The sequence below is a fragment of the Saccharothrix hoggarensis genome, assembly GCF_052936025.1.
This window is the reverse complement of record NZ_CP193624.1, coordinates 4,380,699-4,394,420: the sequence shown is the minus strand read 5'-3', so window position 1 is coordinate 4,394,420 and position 13,722 is coordinate 4,380,699. Positions and strand designations below refer to the sequence as shown.

Genomic DNA, 13,722 nt, shown 5'->3' with positions numbered 1-13,722 from the left:
CGTGGTGGGGGCGGACGTCAGGCCGGGCGGCCCGCGTGCAGCCGGGCGTACGCACCCCCACCGCGCAGCAACTCCTCGTGCGAGCCGACCTCCCGGATCGCGCCGTCCCGCATGACGACGATGCGGTCGGCGTCGCGGATGGTGGACAGCCGGTGGGCGACCACGAACGTCGTCCGGCCGCGCACCAGCCTGGCCAACGCCTGCTGCACCAAGGCCTCGGAGTGGGTGTCCAGGGCGGACGTGGCCTCGTCGAGGATCAGCACGCGGGGGTCGCGCAGCAGGGCGCGGGCGATGACCAGGCGTTGTCGTTGGCCGCCGGACAGGTGCGAGCCCCGGTCGGCCACCGAGGTCTCGAGCCCGTCCGGCAGGTCTTCCACGAAGTCGAGGGCGTTGGCGTCGCGCAGCGCCGCCCTGATCGCGGCGTCGTCCGCGTCGGGCATGCCGAAGGCGACGTTCTCGCGGACCGTGCCGTCGAACAGGATCGGCTCCTGCGGCACCACGGAGATGAAGCGCCGGTACGTGCGCAGGTCGAGTTCGGCCAGGTCGACGCCGTCGAGGAGGATGCGGCCGGAGCGGGGGCGGATGAAGCCGATGAGCAGGTTGAGCACCGTCGACTTGCCCGCGCCCGAAGGGCCGACCAGCGCGATCGTCTCGCCCGGCGCGACGGAGAGGGTGAAGTCCCGCACCGCCGGGCGGTCCGTCCCGTCGTAGGCGTGTCCGACGGCGTGGAACTCCACCGCGCCGCGGACCCCCTTCACCTCGACCTTGCCGTGGTTGTCCTCCAGGTCGGGGGTGCGCAGCACCTCGCTCGCGGAGCGGATGGACTCCAGCCCCTTGGAGATGACCGGCGCCAGGCTCATCAGGGTGGCCAGCGACGTGGTGGACGTGGTCAGGAAGGCGCTGAGCATGACGACGTCACCTGCCGTGATGCCCCAGACGCCGTGGTAGGCGACCAGGGCGGAGGCAGTCAGGAAGAGCACCCCCAGGATGTTGAGGAACACCCACGACAGCGAGGCGACCCGGCCGTTGAGCAGGTCCAGCCGCATCCCCGAGGTCAGGACCCTGCGCAGGGTGTCGTCCATCCGGCGCAGGGCGTGGCCTTCCAGCCCGTGCGCGCGGGTGACGGGGATGAGCTGGGTCATCTCGTTCACCCGCGCGGCGAGGTGTTCCACGTCCTGGCGGAACACCTCGTTGTGGTCGCGCAGGCGAGATCGCAGCCGCAGCACCACCAGCGACGCGAGCGGCACGATCACCAGCAGGAGCGGCAGGAACTGCGGGGCGCGGACGCCGACGATCGTCAGGCCGCCGATCAGGACGGTGATCGCGCTCATCCCGGTGTCGGTCGTCTGCTGCACCATCTGCTCGACGGTCTCGACGTCGCGGACCACCTTCGCCTGGAGCACGCCGGCGCTGGTCCGGTTGTGGTAGCCGATCGACAGCTCCTGCAACCGGGTGCACAGGGCGGACCGCAGCTCGGTGCCCGCCCGCCGCACGCTCCCGTGCAGGAGACGGACGTACAGCAGGTGCAGCGGGTAGTTGACGACCAGGATGACCATGATCAAACCGGTGGCGACCCACATCCCGGCGAGCGGTGCGCGGAGCACCACGGTGTCGACGATGGTGGCCGTGACGAGGGGGAGCAGCCAGACCGGGCTGTGCTTGACGACGAAGACGGCGAGCGCGCCGGTCAGGTGCCGGCGGTGCGGGCGGAACAGGCGGCCGAGAGCGCGCAGGGGTCCGGGATCTTGGTGTCCTCGGGGAGCGTCGGACGAGGTCACCGAGGGGGTGCTCCCTTCATCGCCGTGCCGCTGGAAAGCGCTTTCCTGATTCTGGAGAGGGGAGGGGGCAGTGTCAAGGTGGGCTGTGCTCGGACGCCGCCGCGTCCACCATCGGCCACGCCGTGGTCATGAACGGCGGTCAGACCGCCTGAGCGCCCCGTCGGCTCCGAGCGGCCTTCAGGCGGCGCCGCCGTTGACGAAGACCGTCTGGCCGTTGACCCACCCGTCCGGGGCCGCGAGCAGGCTGACCACCTTGGCGATGTCGTCGGGGGTGCCGAGCCGTTCCATCGGGCTCATCCCCGCGATGCGCTCGACCGCGGCCTGGTCCTTGCCGTCGAAGAACAGGTCGGTCGCGGTGGGACCGGGTGCGACGGAGTTGACGGTGACGCGCCGTCCGCGCAGTTCCTTGGCCAGGATCGGCCCCAGCGCCTCGACCGCGCCCTTGGTGGCCGCGTACGCGGCGTAGGTGGGCAGGTTGAGCCGGGTCACCGACGTGGAGAAGTTGACGATCGCGCCGCCGGGCCGCACCCGACGGGCGGCTTCGCGGGCCACGACGAACGTGCCCCGGACGTTCGTGCGGTACATGCGGTCCAGCTGGTCGAGGTCCAGCTGGGCCACGGGCCCGAGGACCATCACGCCGGCCGCGTTGACGACGACGTCCACGCCGCCGTACCGCTGCTCCGCGGCGTCGAACAGGGCCGCGACGGCGTCCTCCTCGGCCACGTCGACCCGGACCGCGACGGCCCGGCCACCCGCGCCCTCCACCTCGGTGACCGCCGCCTTGGCCGCCACCTCGTTGCCGACGTAGCCGACGACGACCGCTTGGCCGTCGGCGGCGAGACGGTTGACGACGGCACGGCCGATGCCGCGCGACCCGCCGGTCACGATCGCCACGCGCTCACTCCCAGGCACAACGCCCTCCCTCTCTTGTTGTCATCGCTAACGCTAGAACGTTGACTGTGACAACGCAACTCGCTAACCGAAATCTGTTAGCAACGCCAGCGTGGAGGTCGTGTTGGCGACGCGAGCGGCATCGTTCCCCTGTTATCGTCGCTAACGTGAAGCGTGACTTGACGCGGGAGCGGATCGTCGAGGCCGCTTACGACCTGCTGAACCGGGAAGGCCGCGAGGCGCTGTCCACGCGCGCGGTCTGCGCCGCGTCGGGAGTGCAGTCGCCGACCATCTACCGGCTCTTCGGCGACAAGCGGGGTCTGCTGGACGCGGTCGCGTGCCACGGTTTCGAGGCTTACCTGGCGGGCAAGACGGCGCTCGCCGAGACCGACGACCCCGTTGACGACCTGCGCCGCGGGTGGGACCTGCACGTCGAGTTCGGCACGAGCAACCCCGCCCTGTACTCCCTGATCTACGGCGACGCCCGGCCCGGCGTCGAGTCACCGGCGGCCGAGCGCGCGTCGGCCGTGCTCGCGAAGCAGGTCAAGCGCATCGCCGAGGCCGGGCGCCTGCGGGTCAGCGAGGAGCGCGCCGCGCACCTGATCCACGCCGCCGGCTGCGGCATGGTCTTCACCCTCATCTCCCTGCCACCACAGGACCGCGACCCCGACCTGTCGACCCTGGCCCGCGAATCGGTGATCGCCGCCGTCACCACCGAACCCTCCACGACGCCCGCCAAGACCGACGCCGTGACCGCGGCGGTCACGCTGCGCTCGGTCGCGCCCACGGTGACAGCGCTGACGGACAACGAAAGAGCCCTGCTCTCCGACTGGCTGAACCGCATCGCCACGACGACCGACCCCGCTCACCACGAGCAGCGGTGATTCGGCCAGTCACCGGGGGAGCGGCGCGAAAGGCCGGTCGGCGTCGGTGTCGGACCGATCTCCGCGGCGGTGGGCTTGCGCCCGTCCCCGGGTTCGCGTGGGATGGCTGCTGGTCGGCAGCGCCGTGCTCCTGCTGCTGCCCGACGTGCGTGGCATCCGCCTTGACGTCGACGTGCGCACGGGATGAGGGGATGCGACAGGTGGTCCGCACGATCATCGCGTTCACCGCGGCCTTGGCGGCGGTGCTCGGGCTTGTCGCCTGCGACACCCAACGGGGCGCCGGCGGCAGGTGCACCTCGGCGGACGAAGAGGTGACCCGCGGGTTGGAGGACAACGCGGTCCTCGACCTCGCACCGCCCGGCGCGACGGTCAGCGAGCGGTACGCGAAGATGCCGTGCCAGGACGAGGACAAGACGGGAGAGGTGGGCCGACAGGTGTCCTCTTCAGACGGTCACGAGTCGGTTCTCGCCTTCTACCGCTCGGAGATGCCGAAGCACGGCTGGAGCCTCGTCCGGCAGCGGGAGGACGAGCCGGGCCGGGTGAACGGGGATGGGCCGAACCAGTGCTACGAGAACCCGTCGGTGCCGGGCGTCGCCCTGGTGCTGTCGGTGGGCCACGGGGAGAACCCGTCCACCGACTCGCACCTGGCGTTCAGGTTCAAGGCGGACCGCGGGAGCGGCTGCGCCGACAACTACCGCAGCTGACTCCGGGCTGCGCGGGATGTCGGCCGAGCAGCGGGTGTTCGCCGCCGTTCCACAAGAAGGGACGGCTCCTGGCGGTTCGACGCCCGGCCGCTGATGGCCGTCGTCGACGAGGCGCTCGGGACCGTCGCCGGGCAGCAGGGCGTGACCGTGGAGCAGCTCGCCGACTCGACGCTCGCCACGCTCTGCGGTGCGGAGCGGGTACCGGAGCTGAAGATGCCCTGCAGGGCTGATGCCTCCCGTCCGAGCGGGTGATTGCCCGTCGGGCTGGGGGACGGCGAGCCGGACGTGCTGGTAGACGTCGGGTATGAGCTTCGGGGGCGAGGTCGACGCGATGGTCCGGGCGAACCAGGCGAACTGGGACGCGCGGACGCCGGTCCACGTGGCGAGCGAGTTCTACGCCGTGGGCAGGCGCGACCCGCAGCGGTGGTTCGCGCCGTTCGAGTGGGCCGCACTCGGTGACCTCGCCGGCCGGGAGGTGGCGCACCTGCAGTGCCACATCGGGACCGAGACCATCGCGCTGGCCCGGCGTGGCGCCCACGTCACCGGGCTGGACTTCTCGGCCGCGGCGGTGGCCGAGGCACGCCGGATCGCGGCGGAGGAGGGCGTCGAGATCGACTACGTGCAGGCGGACGTCCACGACGCGGTGGAGAGGTTGGGCGCGGCGCGGTTCGACGTCGTGTACACCGGCAAGGGCTCGTTGTGCTACCTGCCGGACCTGCCGCGGTGGGCGGCGACCGTGGCCGACCTCCTCACGCCGGGCGGTTTCGTCTACGTCGCCGAGTTCCACCCGCTGCTCAACGCCCTGGGGCCCAAGCCGGAGCCGGGGGAGGGGCCGGAGTTGTTGTTGCGGCACGACTACCTCGAAGGCCGCGGCGCGATCGAGCGTGACGCGACCTACACGTACACCGACGGCCCGGCCCTCACCACCGCGACCGTGGCGTACGAGTGGATGCACTCGATCGGGGAAGTCGTCACCGCGCTCGTGCGGGCCGGCCTGCGGATCCACGACCAGACCGAGAGCGACCTGCTGCCGTGGCCGCGCTGGGAACGGATGACGCGCACCGACAGCGGCTGGTGGGCACTCCCGGACGGTGACCCGCGGATCGCGCTGATGTACGGCCTGAAGGCGTCGAAGCCGACGACGTGACGTCCGCTCGTGCCGCGCCGACCGACCTCGGAGCGGGTGCTTCGCGGACGTCGAACCGAACATTGCCGGAAGTCGGAAACCCGCCACGGCCCGGAGTGGCCGACAACCGCCGTTGTCGACGGTGATCACGTCGCGGAGGATTGAGCCACGTCGACAGGTGCTCTCGCGGGTCCGGAGCGGGACGCGGGGCGCTGGTCAACCGACCGCGTCGACACGGGGTTGAGGGGGATTCGCGATGCGAGCGACAGTGATCGGCGCTGTGCTCATCGGGTTGGTGTCGGCCGCCGTGCCGGCCCAGGCGCAGGTGTCACCGACGCAGGCGCAGGCGTCGTGCGCCTGGGTCGCGTCGGACCTGCCGCTACCCGCCGGCGTCACCGGGGGGCGGGTCGTCGCCGCGGGGCCGAACGGCTACCTCGCCGGGCACGCGCGGCTCGGCGGCATGCTCGTCTGGCACAACAGGGTCCTGAATCAGCTCACCGTGCCCGCCGGCACGACGACGATGATCAACGCGGTCAACGGCCGCGGCGACGTCGTCGGCTACGACGTCCCGAACAGCAAGGCCTTCCTGCACCGCGACGGCGTCTACCGGGTCCTGCCCAGCCCGGCGGGTCAGCGCGCGGAGGCGGTGGCGATCAACGAGTCGGGTGACGTCGTCGGTTACCTCGGCGACGGCGCGGCGCCCTATGAGGCCGTGGTGTGGAAGGCCGACCAGCCCGACACCTACCGGGTCCTCGGCTGGGGCAAGGCGGTCGGCATCGACGACGCGGGACGGGTGGTGACCGAGTCGGGCGAGATCCACCACCCGGACGGCACGTCCACCCACCTCGACGGCTACCCGAGTCTGCGCATCGAGCGGTACGAGGACGGGCACATCCTGGGCCGCCACTGGGACGAGCTCAACTACCTGCGCGAGTGGGACGTCACCGGCGCCCAGGTGCGGCGCTGGGACCCGATGGTGTCGAGCCACACGGGCATCAACGCCGGCGGCCTGCTCGCCCTGTGGTACTTCAAGTACGGCAACCGCGGCAACACGCTGGGCGTGTGGCGCGGGGGCACTTTCATCAGCGACGTCGGCCCCAGGATCAACGTCAACGCGGTGACCGACGCGGACGAACTCGCCGGTTCCCGCGAGGTCGTGGCGGGGCAGCCGTGGAAGCCCGCGACGTGGACGTGCGGCTAGCACCTCGCCGGGGCGACTCGGGCTGAGCGCCGGCGCGACTCATCGGGCGGTGGAGTGGGACCAGGCACAACGGTCCCGCCCCACCGCCCGACGCGTTCCGGGACCGGCGGCTGAAGTGCTGGTCGGCGCTCTTGACGTACGTGTGCTGGGAGATCCGCGCGCCCCCGACGGTTGACTTCTCCCACACGTCCAAAGACAGGCCGGACTGCCGGTTGACCAGGCTGATCACGACGGCGCGCGGAGTGAAGCGATGTTCGACAATGTCCGGGCAGGACGAAAACTCGCGTGTGCCCGAGCCCGGCGCGAGGCGCGGACACACGCGAGTGCTTCGTCAAGCCCTGGTCAACTCGTGGTCAGCGGGCGTAGTACACGTCCGGCCAGGGCGGGGTGACCATGCCGCTCCCGATGTGGAAGCTGGGGTGCGGGGGCTGGTTGTAGGCGGTGTTCTGCCACGCGATGGCGACCCGGTACATGGTGTCGTGCATCAACGTGGGGATGCGGCGGTCCGTCTGGTTCGGCGTGGAGTAGATCCTCAGCGCCGAGTTGTCCGACGTGCGCCAGACGACCTCTTCACGCCAGTCGCCGAACAGGTCGGCCGACAGGGCCGGGGTGGCCTTGGTGCCGTTGTTCGAGGCCACGCCCGAACCGGTGAGCAGTCGGGTGTCGCCGCTGGTGCCGTACTTGTCGATCCGGGTCTGGTCCAGCAGCTCGCGGGACGTGTCGCCGTCCCACCAGATCAGGAAGTTCGCCGACGACGGCTTGCGCCCGATGCCGGTGCCGCGCGTGTTGCGCAGCTCACCGTCCATGTTGGACCACGACTCCGCGCCGGGGCTGCCCGCCCAGATGTCCGCCGACACGCCACGACCGTTGTCACCACCCGACGGGGTGGTCCACAACCGCTGCCCGGTCCGCGCGTCGGCGAACCACGACCCCGGCTGGTTGCTGCTCTCCGACACCTTGAAGTACTCCAGCCCCGGACGCGACGGGTCCAGATCACCCAGGTGCGCCGCGTCACCGTGCCCGAGACCGCTGGTCCACAGACCCCGGCCGTTGTCGTCGATCATCGCCGCGCCGTAGGCGATCTCGTCCCGACCGTCCCCGTCCACGTCACCCACGCTCAACGAGTGGTTGCCCTGACCCGCGTACCCCGACTGGTTGTTGGAGTCGAACGTCCACCGCTTCGTCAGCGCGCCGTTGCGGAAGTCCCACGCCGCGATGACGGCACGCGTGTAGTAACCACGCGCCATGATCAACGACGGACGCGCGCCGTCCAGGTACGCCGTGCCCGCCAGGAACCGGTCCACCCGGTTGCCGTAGGTGTCACCCCACGAACCCACGTTGCCCCGCGGCGGGTCGTAGCTCACCGTCGACATCGCCGCACCCGTCAGACCGTTGAACATGGTCAGGAACTCCGGCCCCGACAGGATGTAACCACCCGAGTTCCGGTAGTCGGCCGTAGCGTTCCCGATCACCACGCCACGACCGTCACGCGTGCCGTCGGCGGTCTTCATCGCGACCTCGGCCCGACCGTCACCGTCGTAGTCGTACACCTGGAACTGCGTGTAGTGCGCACCCGCCCGAATGTTCCGACCCAGGTCGATGCGCCACAACCGCGTGCCGTCCAACCGGTACGCGTCGATGAACACGTTCCCGGTCACGCCGGACTGCGAGTTGTCCTTCGCGTTGTCCGGGTCCCACTTGACCACGAACTCGTAGTCGCCGTCACCGTCGAGGTCGCCGACGCTCGCGTCGTTCGCGCTGTAGCCGACGCCGGGCGACTGGATCGGCACGTCCCGGTAGCCCGGACCGAACCCGAGCGACGCCGGGGACGCGGCCTGCTCGGCGCCGTCCACCACGGCGCGGACGGTGTAGGAGGCGTCCGACGCCGCGCCGCTGTCCAGGTAGTTCGTGGAGGACGTGATCGGCGAGGCGTTGAGCTTGGTGGCGCCCCGGTACACGTTGAACCCGACGTTCTGCGGGTCGCCGGCCAGCAGTCGCCAGCTGACGAGGTTGCCGGTGCCCGACCGCACGCTCACCACACCGCGGTCCAGCCGCTCGACCTGCTTGCGGCCGGTCGGGTCGGACGGGACCGGACCAGTGGTGGTCGTGGTAGTCGTGGTCGTGGTGGTGGAGGTCGACGTGGACGTGGACGTGGACGTGGTGGTCGTCGTGGTGGGGTCGACGCCGCCCGTGCACACCGTGCCGTTGAGCGTGAACGTCGTGGGCACGCCCACCACGTCGCCGGTCATGGTGCCGTTGAAGCCGAACGACGCCGTGCCGCCGGTCGGGATCGACCGGTTCCAGTCGACGTTGGCCGCCGACACGCTCGCGCCCGAGGCGGTGAACGTCGCGTTCCAGCCCTGGCCGAACCGCTCGGAACCGGGGAACGACCAGGCCAGGGTCCACCCGTCGACCGGGTCGCCGAGGTTCTTGATCGTGACGTTGGCGGAGAAACCGCCCTGCCACTTGTTCTGCACCACGTAGTCGACCCCGCAGCCCGGGGCCGCCGAGGCCACACCGGCGACCAGCAGGCCTCCGGTCAGTGCGCTGATCGCCGTGCCGGCGGCGATCGCACGCACCCTGAACGAGTTGGTGAGCACCGTTGCTCCTTCATCGCACTTCTGGGAGCGCTCCCAGTCCTGATCTACAACCTCGGCGTCTTGAAACGTTTCATTGACCGCCGTATCGGAAAGCGCTATCCAGTAAGGCCGCGTTGTCGGTCAGGTCGCTCGCGCGCCCCTGATTGGTGTCCGGTTATCGTTGGCGTCCGTGATGTTCCGACCCCAATGACGCTGTGGAGACCGTACGAACGACGCCGTCCCGGTGTCAACAGCCCAACGAAAAGTTTCGACGCCCCGGTCACACATCGCCCGGATGGTCCAGCGCCGTCTCACGTCGATGCGGAGCCGCTGCTCTTGTCGAATATTCGACAGCGGCACGCTCGCGTACCGGCCGGCGCATCGGAGCTTCGATCACCGGGGGGTGGCACCGTGAGGGCGTCCAATCCGGACACCGCGACGACGTCCGACCATCCCTGACCGCGCGAAAGATCGCTTTCCGCTTCGCCTACTGTGGACACCGTGACCAGCATCCAGGAGCGCCTTTACCCCACTCTGCCGTGCTTCGGCTGCGGCCACGCCAACGCCAAGGGGCTGCGACTCCGCAGCTACCCCGCCGGTGACGGGCTGGTGGCCGCGGCGTTCACGCCGTGGCCGGAGCACGACAACGGGCTCGGCTACCTCAACGGCGGCATCATCTGCACCGTGCTCGACTGCCACAGCGCCGCAGCCGTGATGCTGGAAGCCGAGGCACGGGGGTGGGAGCCGCTGGGCGACGCCGCGCTGTCCTACGTGACCGCCGGTCTGGACGTGCGCTACCTGCGGCCGACGCCGCTGAACGACCAGGTGGAGCTGCGGGCGACCGTGCGCGATGCGTCCGAGGCGCAGATGACCGTGGACGTCTCGCTCGTGTGGGACGGCAAGACGCGTGCCGAGGCCACGGCGCTGTGGAAGCGGTGGCGCCCCCGAGCCTCCACCGGCTGACCGTCGACGTCACACCCGCGTGACATCACCCGGTACCCGAGCCGATCTGGCGGCCGGGCGACAGGTGGTGCCAGGCGTGGCCGCACCCATCGGCGCAGTAGCGCGCACGCCTGCGCTCGTCCGCGACGCCCAGCAGCGCGACGAGCAGCCGAAACGCTTTGACCCGCTCGTCTGCGGGCAGGTTGACGATCTTTGCCAACTGCTCGGTCAGCCGCCCGCGCGTGATCAGCACCGCCGGGGTGTGAGTCGGTCGGATGCCCGAACGCCGGACGCTCTCGGCCCCGTCCTCAACGGTGGCGCGAGCCTGCACGCAGTACTCGGCGACGTCGCGCAGGGTGGTGACCTGGTCGTCGGCGGCAAGGCCCTCGAACCACCCGACGCCCTCCGACAGGGGACGCAGGCCCTGGGCGAGCTCGTTCAGGATGATCCCACGTTCGTGCATCTCGCCGAAGTCCTCCCTACACCCGTTCATCATGGCGCAGTCATCGCTGCCGACTCCTGGGGAGAGAAGTAAATCGCGGCGCGAATTGCCGATCTCCGACGTGAATGGCGGGTGCCGCAAGCGCAGGGGGGTGCTGGGCCGTTCGGCTCTGTACAGCGTGTGACGGTCCTGTTGGGATGCTCGGATGTACAACGCCATTGTGATAGGTGGTCGGTGTGCCGGGGCGGCTGTCGGCGCGCACCTGGCCCGGCGAGGGCTCCGGGTGTTGGTGGTCGATCGGTCGCGGTTTCCCAGTGATGTGCTGTCCACGCACTTCGTGTGGCCGCACGGGGCTTCCTACCTGAACCGGCTGGGCATCCTGGACCAGGTGCGGGCCGTCACGCCCGCGCACACCGACGTCACGGTGGTCAACGACGGGATCGCCTTGCGCGGCAGCATCCCGGAGGAGTTGCTGCGCAACCAGTTCCGCCTGCTGCACGACGACGACAGCGGGATCACGACCGAGTACTTCTCGGTTCGGCGGAACGTGCTGGACAAGCTGCTGGTCGACAACGCGGTGGCGGCCGGCGTGGAGTTCCGCGAGGGGTACACAGTCAAGGAACTCCTGCGGGACGACGACGGGACCGTCATCGGCATCAAGGGCCGGGACGGCACGGTCGAGCACGCGCAGGTGGTGATCGGGGCCGACGGCCGCAACTCCTTCGTCGCGCGCGCCCTCGGGATCGAGAAGTTCGACGAGCGGCCGCGCTGCACCTACGCCTACTGGAGCTACTTCAGCGGCATCCCCGACGCCGACGCGCAGATCCACCGCCGGGGCCGGCTGGGGATGGCGATGGCGTCGACCAACCACGGGCAGACGATGGTGCTGACGTGGGGGCCCAGCGAGTGGGCCGCCGAGTTCCGGGCCGACGTCGAGGGAAACTTCCACCGCGCGCTCGGGCTGATCAGCGAGGAGGCGGCCGTCACCGTGGCGGGGGCCGTGCGGGAGGAGCGCTTCTACGGGACGCTCGACCAGGCCGCGTACCTGAGGCAGCTGCACGGGCCCGGCTGGGTGCTGGTGGGCGACGCCGAGTCGTTCAAGGACCAGTGCACGGCGCTCGGGATCACCCACGCCCTGCGTGACGCGGAGCTGGCCGCGGAGGCGGTCGGCCGGTGGCTCGGCGGCGAGACCGACCGCGACACCGCGATGGCCGGGTACGCCGCCAAGCGGCGCAGCCAGACCGCCGCGGCCTACTACGACTACGTGTGCACGCTCGCGGAGATGAAGCCGCTGCGGCACGACGAGCTGCAGCTGTTCGCGATCCTGCGCGGGAACCAGGCGGAGATCGACCGCTTCATCGCCACCCACGTCGACGTGGCGCCGGTCTCGGAGTTCTTCGACCCGTCCAACGTCTTCCTGCTCAACGACACGGCCAAGGAGTCCTCGCGCGACCACAGCGTGTTCGCCGACTTCGAGGCGACGTACCGCGAGCACCAGCGGAACCCGTTCGCGCGCGTGGAAGCGGAGGCGACCCGATGACCGGCACCCTGGCCCACGAGCGCGAGGACGGCGAGGTCGTCGCCGCGCTCATCGCCGCGGCCGACGCGGCCGGCACCGACCCGCTCACCGCGGCCAAGGCGGTCGCCGCGGCCGCGCGCGAGGTGTCGGACATGATGCGGAACTGGGCGTCCCACATCCCGTGGGAGGACCTGGAGGAGCTGGACAGCCTCCCGGTGGATGACGTCGTCCGCTTCTTCGACGAGGAGTACCCGGCGGTCCGGGCCGACCTGGAACCGATGTGGGAACCGGCGACGACGGCCGCGCCCGCGATCGACCCCGACGAGGACTACGCGCTAGACAAGAACGCGTACGACTTCTTCCGGCCCGTCGGGGCCAACCTGCTCGGCCGGACCGAGGAGTTCCACGGCTGGGTGGAGGCGCGCAGGCGCACCGAGACCTGGCAGTACTCCCGCGTGCTGGAGGCGGCGCCCGGCGGGGTCGCGACCATCACCAACGACCTGAGCAAACCCGCCCGGGGCATCAACTTCAACTCCCAGGACTACCTGTCGTTCAACGCCCACCCGGAGATCCGGGAGGCGGCGGTGAAGGCGATGCGCGACTTCGGCCCGCACAGCGCCGGGTCGCCGATGGTGCTGGGCAACACCCGCATCTCCGACGAGCTGGAGGCCGCCCTCGGCGAGCTGGTCGGCCTCGAACACGTGACGCTGTTCTCGAACGGGTGGTCGGCGGGGTTCGGCACCGTCACCGGCCTGGTCCGCCAGGAAGACCACATCCTCATCGACCGCCTCGCCCACTCGTGCCTGCAGACGGGAGCGCGCGCGGCGACCAGGAACATCACCCGCTACACGCACCTCGACGTCGAGGCCGTGCGCGCGCACCTGGCTCGCATCCGCGCGACCGACACGCGCAACGGCATCATGGTGATCACCGACGGCTTGTTCTCCGTCGACGCCGACTGGCCGGACATCGTCACCCTGCAGGCGATCTGCCGCTCGTACGACGCGACCCTGCTGGTCGACGTCGCCCACGACCTCGGCTCGATGGGCCCCGGCGGCACGGGCGTCCTGGGCATGCAGGACATGCTGGGCGAGGTCGACCTGGTCATGGGCGCGTTCTCCAAGACCTTCGCGTCCAACGGCGGCTTCGTCGCGGCCAAGTCACCCGCGGTCAAGCAGTACATCAAGATGTTCGCCGGGTCGCACTTCTTCTCCAACGCCCTGTCCCCGATGCAGACCGCCGTGGTGCTCAAGGCGGCCCAGATCATCCGCACCGACGAGGGGGAGGCCCTACGCGGGCGGCTGTTCAACGCCATCCACGCCCTGCGCGACGAGCTGACGACGCGCGGGTTGACGTGCATGGGCTCGCCGAGCCCGATCGTGCCGGTCCTGATCGGGAACGAGAAGCTGGCCCGGACGGTCAACCGCCTCCTGTTCGACCGAGGGGTGCTCGCGTTCATGGTCGAGTTCCCCGTCACCCCGACCGGCGCGTCGCGCTTCCGGTTGCAGGTGCAGGCCGCGCACGAGCCGGAGCAGGCGCGGGAAGCGGCCCGCATCATCGACGAGGCCCTTCGCGACGCGAGGGAATACCTGTCCAGCGCGTTCGGCAACTCGTTCTAGCGGGACGGGGCCACAGCGCACTGCACCGGCACGTACC

12 protein-coding genes are annotated in these 13,722 nt (G+C 70.4%); 8 read left to right on the top strand and 4 right to left on the bottom strand.

Annotated features, from left to right (window positions below; all coding sequences use genetic code 11):
- Positions 1 to 17: 17 nt before the first annotated feature.
- Both ACRAKH_RS19855 and ACRAKH_RS19850 read right to left on the bottom strand, forming a co-directional pair.
- Positions 18 to 1,778 (bottom strand): ABC transporter ATP-binding protein, encoded by a 1,761-nt coding sequence (locus ACRAKH_RS19855; protein ID WP_380720220.1) that lies wholly within the window; start codon positions 1,776 to 1,778, stop codon positions 18 to 20.
- Positions 1,779 to 1,955: 177 nt separating this feature from the next.
- Positions 1,956 to 2,672 carry an SDR family oxidoreductase gene (locus ACRAKH_RS19850; protein WP_380720223.1) on the bottom strand — a complete coding sequence of 239 codons (717 nt, stop codon included), beginning with the start codon at positions 2,670 to 2,672 and terminating at the stop codon, positions 1,956 to 1,958.
- Positions 2,673 to 2,836: 164 nt separating this feature from the next.
- On the opposite strand from ACRAKH_RS19850, the gene ACRAKH_RS19845 reads away from it, so the two are divergent.
- From ACRAKH_RS19845 to ACRAKH_RS19825, 5 genes are all read left to right on the top strand, one after another.
- Positions 2,837 to 3,553, top strand: a complete 717-nt coding sequence (locus tag ACRAKH_RS19845) for a TetR/AcrR family transcriptional regulator (RefSeq protein ID WP_380720225.1) — start codon at positions 2,837 to 2,839, stop codon at positions 3,551 to 3,553.
- Positions 3,554 to 3,744: 191 nt separating this feature from the next.
- Entirely contained in the window at positions 3,745 to 4,257 is a 513-nt protein-coding gene (locus ACRAKH_RS19840) for a hypothetical protein (RefSeq protein ID WP_380720227.1), read from the top strand.
- Between the two features lie 93 nt (positions 4,258 to 4,350).
- Positions 4,351 to 4,509, top strand: a complete 159-nt coding sequence (locus tag ACRAKH_RS19835) for a hypothetical protein (RefSeq protein WP_380720229.1) — start codon at positions 4,351 to 4,353, stop codon at positions 4,507 to 4,509.
- A 52-nt stretch (positions 4,510 to 4,561) separates the two neighbouring features.
- The gene (locus tag ACRAKH_RS19830) at positions 4,562 to 5,404 is read left to right on the top strand and encodes a class I SAM-dependent methyltransferase (RefSeq protein WP_380720232.1); all 843 of its coding nucleotides are present in this window, start codon (positions 4,562 to 4,564) and stop codon (positions 5,402 to 5,404) included.
- Between the two features lie 235 nt (positions 5,405 to 5,639).
- Entirely contained in the window at positions 5,640 to 6,584 is a 945-nt protein-coding gene (locus ACRAKH_RS19825) for a hypothetical protein (RefSeq protein ID WP_380720235.1), read from the top strand.
- Between the two features lie 353 nt (positions 6,585 to 6,937).
- Here the strand turns inward: ACRAKH_RS19825 and ACRAKH_RS19820 are convergent, their stop codons facing one another.
- Positions 6,938 to 9,184, bottom strand: coding sequence for a rhamnogalacturonan lyase family protein (locus tag ACRAKH_RS19820; protein WP_380720238.1), 2,247 nt, complete (start codon positions 9,182 to 9,184; stop codon positions 6,938 to 6,940).
- Between the two features lie 480 nt (positions 9,185 to 9,664).
- On the opposite strand from ACRAKH_RS19820, the gene ACRAKH_RS19815 reads away from it, so the two are divergent.
- Positions 9,665 to 10,126: a PaaI family thioesterase gene (locus tag ACRAKH_RS19815; RefSeq protein WP_380720241.1), complete on the top strand. Its 462-nt coding sequence runs from the start codon at positions 9,665 to 9,667 to the stop codon at positions 10,124 to 10,126.
- Between the two features lie 25 nt (positions 10,127 to 10,151).
- On the opposite strand, the gene ACRAKH_RS19810 is transcribed toward ACRAKH_RS19815, so the two are convergent.
- Positions 10,152 to 10,766, bottom strand: a complete 615-nt coding sequence (locus ACRAKH_RS19810) for a DUF5958 family protein (RefSeq protein ID WP_380720243.1) — start codon at positions 10,764 to 10,766, stop codon at positions 10,152 to 10,154.
- Between ACRAKH_RS19810 and ACRAKH_RS19805 the strand changes: the two genes are divergently transcribed.
- Complete coding sequence (locus tag ACRAKH_RS19805; RefSeq protein WP_380720246.1) at positions 10,753 to 12,087, top strand: NAD(P)/FAD-dependent oxidoreductase; 1,335 nt, start codon at positions 10,753 to 10,755, stop codon at positions 12,085 to 12,087. The two genes, ACRAKH_RS19810 and ACRAKH_RS19805, sit on opposite strands and share 14 nt — an antisense overlap.
- Entirely contained in the window at positions 12,084 to 13,685 is a 1,602-nt protein-coding gene (locus ACRAKH_RS19800) for an aminotransferase class I/II-fold pyridoxal phosphate-dependent enzyme (protein WP_380720248.1), read from the top strand. Before ACRAKH_RS19805 ends, ACRAKH_RS19800 begins: the two co-directional genes overlap by 4 nt.
- Positions 13,686 to 13,722: the final 37 nt, after the last annotated feature.